This window comes from Novipirellula sp. (assembly GCF_041583735.1).
Lineage (GTDB): Bacteria > Planctomycetota > Planctomycetia > Pirellulales > Pirellulaceae > Novipirellula.
Map to the genome: position 1 here is coordinate 1 of NZ_JBFHFD010000753.1, position 3898 is coordinate 3898.

At 56.4% G+C, this 3898-nt stretch carries 3 protein-coding genes; all 3 read right to left on the bottom strand.

Annotated elements, in window-relative coordinates:
- The coding region (locus ABX962_RS32135; protein ID WP_372725758.1) for a Gfo/Idh/MocA family protein at positions 1–599 on the bottom strand (599 nt) is incomplete at its 3' end.
- Between the two features lie 334 nt (positions 600–933).
- Complete coding sequence (mutS, locus tag ABX962_RS32140) at positions 934–3567, bottom strand: DNA mismatch repair protein MutS (RefSeq protein ID WP_372725760.1); 2634 nt, start codon at positions 3565–3567, stop codon at positions 934–936.
- 171 nt (positions 3568–3738) lie between these two features.
- Positions 3739–3897: an NIPSNAP family protein gene (locus tag ABX962_RS32145; RefSeq protein WP_372725761.1), complete on the bottom strand. Its 159-nt coding sequence runs from the start codon at positions 3895–3897 to the stop codon at positions 3739–3741.
- Position 3898: the final 1 nt, after the last annotated feature.

Consider the following 3898-nt stretch of genomic DNA (forward strand, 5'->3'; position numbering starts at 1 on the left):
ACTGATGCATGAAGCGATTCGATATTTCCAAGTCGGCCGGTTTGTGCGAGCTCGACCGCCGTGCGGAAATTGGGGACGCTTCGTCGCTGGGTTCCCGCCTGAAAAATACGTTCGGTCTGCTCGAACGTCTTCGAAATGTCTTGGCAATCTCCGATCGTGATTCCGCATGGCTTTTCGCTATACACATCTTTGCCTGCTTCGGCAGCCAAGATCGAAGCCGCAGCGTGCCAACGATCGCCCGTCGCGATGATCACCGCATCGATATCGGTGCGGGCCAGCAATTCACGAAAATCACCATACAGTTGACAGTCGCGATTGCCGTAGTGTTCATCGACAAGTTTTTTGCCCGCATCTCGGCGTGATTGCTGAACGTCGGCGATGGCAACACACTGCACATCCGCGAGCTGCAGAATCGACTTCATGTCGTAGGTGCATCGCGGGCCCATTCCGATCACGCCGAGGGTGATTTTTTCGGAAGGTGCGACGTGCTCGGCGGCGCCGAGCGTTCGTGATGAGATGAAGTAGGGGGCGGCAATCGCTGCGGCGGAGGCCGAAGTTGCAAGAAAGTCACGTCGGTTCGTACGATTTGGCTTTTGCATTGAAAGAGGATCCTTGGGGAGGGGAGTGCGAGGCGAGAAAACGACCGTCGATGACGAGTGTCGTCGTGCTCCTATGATACTCCATCCTCATCACCTCGTAGGCTGCAGCGCAGCGGAGTTCCGGCCCGTCAGATTTACCCTGCCGTGTGCGGGAGGGTCGGCCGCGATAGCGGCCGGGGAGGGCTGGTTGCGCTGAGCTTGCACGCTCGGTCCCTAAAACAACGAGGCCCCACCCAGAGCTTGCTCCGCTCGCTCAGACCTCCCCAAAACAAGTTTCGGGGAGGTGACGCACGCTAACGGCTTGGAAATCCGTGCGACAATCGGTTGCCGGCACTTAGACTTTGGTTTTGAGCTGCTCTTTGGCGGACTGCAAGAACTGCAGGGCATCGATCGGCGTCATCGCGTTGACATCCAATTTTTGAATGTCGTCCAAGAGGGGATGATCGGCGAAACCAAACAAGGTCAATTGGAAATTCCCGTTGCTGTCGGCTTGCGCGGGGCCGCCTAATTTCGGTCGATCCAGCGCATCGCGATGCTCGTGTTCCAGTTGCGCCAACACATCCTTGGCACGTTCATTGACGGCCTTGGGGATGCCGGCCAAACGAGCAACGTGGATTCCGTAACTCTTGTCCGCGCCTCCGCTGACGATCCGGTGCAAGAACACGACTTCATCATTCCACTCTTTAACCGCGACGTTCAAATTGGCAACGCGAGGCAGCGTTTCTTCGAGCTGAGTCAATTCGTGGTAGTGGGTGGCAAACAATGTGCGACATCCCACTTGCTCGTGCAAATGTTCGGTGATCGCCCATGCCAACGACAACCCATCATACGTGCTCGTTCCACGGCCGATTTCGTCCAAGATCACGAGGCTGCGGGACGTCGCGGTGTTCAGAATTCGAGCGGTTTCGACCATCTCGACCATGAACGTACTTTGTCCACGGCTCAATTCGTCGCTCGCACCGACACGTGCAAAGATGCGATCCGCAATTCCGACCAAAGCGTAGTCCGCTGGCACAAAAGAACCGGCTTGCGCCATCAGCGTGATAAGTGCGACTTGGCGAATGTAGGTACTTTTTCCTGCCATGTTCGGGCCGGTGATCAACAAGATCATTCCGGCCTCAGGGGAATGCACGCAATCATTGGGGACAAACTCGCCCTGCGGCAACGTCACGTCGAGCACCGGGTGGCGTCCTGCGTCGATCCGCAGCACCGAGTCTTCGGTCAATTCCGGACGCACCCACTTACGCTGGGCAGCGATTTCGGCGAGCGCGGCCAACACGTCGAGCTCGGCCATCGCCACGGCGACTTCTTGCAGAATATTCAGATGACGATGCGTTTCATGCCGCAAGTTTTGGAACAGCAGCTGTTCACGTGAAGCGGCTTTGTCATCCGCGGCGAGAACCTTTTCTTCGTATTCCTTCAGCTCCGGCGTGATGTATCGCTCACAGTTTTTTAGCGTTTGTTTGCGAATGTACTCAGTCGGTATCTTATCTTTATTGGCGTTGGTCACCTCTAGGAAATAACCGAAGACGCGGTTGTAACCGACCTTCAGATTGGTGATCCCGGTTGTTTCCATCTGTTTCTGCTGATAGGCGGCAATCCATTCCTTGCCGCCTGCCGCCATTTTGCGTAACCCGTCAAGCTCTTCGTCAAACCCGACGCGAATAAAATTCCCATCGGCTGCATTGAGCGGACATTCATCGGCCAATGCATTTTCAAGCTGTGAACGCAATTCAGGACAGAGATGCAAATGAGCTTCGACGAACCCCAAACGCTCTGCCTTGCGATCGGTCAACTTGGCTTTTAATTCCGGCAGATTTTCGAGCGTTCGTGAAACCTGTTGCAGGTCGCGTGGTCCGGTGCGTCCGGTGGCGATGCGAGCCAGCAGCCGAGTCAAGTCAAACGTTCGTTTGAGTGTCGCGCGGACATCCCCTCGCAGACGCGAATCGTTGACGAGTTCCGCAACCGCGTCGAGTCGGGCTTCGATGGAATCGCGATGAACCAGAGGGGCTGCCATCCAATCGGCCAACAACCGCGCGCCCATCGGGGTGCACGTGCGATCGATCACGCCCAGCAGCGAGCCTTCGCGTGATCCGGTTCGCATCGTACGGGTAACTTCGAGACTTCGCCGAGTCGACGCGTCGATCTGCAAAACTGGCGAGCGATGATGGGCACTGATTTGGCGAAAATGATCGAGTCCGCCTTGCTGCGTTTCTTGTAAGTACGCCAACACTGCTCCGGCAGCCCGAATGGCGGGACCATCAGTATCACCGAAACCGAAGCCTTCCAGATTGTGAACTTCAAATTGTTTGCACAATGCATCGCGTGATGCATCCTCGGCAAACGACCACGCCGGCCGCGAGGTCCAAGACCAAGGGGCGGTGGTATCGGGACTAAAGCGTGCGTCGTCTTCGCGATACAGGACTTCCGCAGGCCCAATGCGAGCCAGTTCGTCTTCGATTCGCGAGACCGGAAAGACGCCCGATTCGAAGCGACCGCTGGAAAGTTCGGCCCAGGCGATGCCGGCTTGGGGTTCGGGTGGGGCCCCATTGGATTTTTTTCCCGACGACTTGACCGGGACCAGATAAACCGCAGCCAGGAAGTTCGCTTCGCGTGGATCGAGCAATCCATCGTCGGTCAGCGTCCCGGCACTCACCACCCGAGTGATCTCACGTCGCACGAGCCCCTTGGCTTGCTTGGGGTCTTCGACCTGTTCGCATACGGCGGCTCGATAGCCTGCCCGAATCAGCTTATTGAGATACGAATCGAGCTGATGATGCGGAAACCCCGCCATCGCGGTAGGATTATCGCTGTCTCGATCGCGGCTGGTCAGCGTCAAACCCAACAACTGGGCCGCTGTTTTTGCATCATCGAGGAACAACTCGTAAAAGTCGCCCATACGAAAGAACAAAAGCGCATCGCCACAAGCGGCTTTTGCTTCATGATACTGTTTCATCATTGGTGTCATGACGCAAATCCTAACTCGCACGACGATGCGAGAAAAGTCATCCCGAGGCTAAATTCAAGGAATGAAACCTCGGGTGATCCTGCCGATTCCGCGTAAGTCAACGATGCGGGTTAGTGAAACCATGCGGCCCCGCCAACGAACACGATCTGGCTACCGAAGCGAATTCAGCGGCTACATCTGCGAGTAGGGTTTGGCCACCAACACGTACTTGTCGATGTGCGAGACCGTGCCTTGATACTTTTCAACCTTGCTTAGCACGGCCCAGTCCTTGTGAGCGCGAAACGCATCCCACGCCTTGCCCCGAGCTTCTTCGTTTGGATAGACCGTCAAG

Excerpts from the sequence above, each read along its gene's own strand:
- mutS (WP_372725760.1), bottom strand. The coding sequence starts at position 3,567 with ATGACACCAATGATGAAACAGTATCATGAAGCAAAAGCCGCTTGTGGC.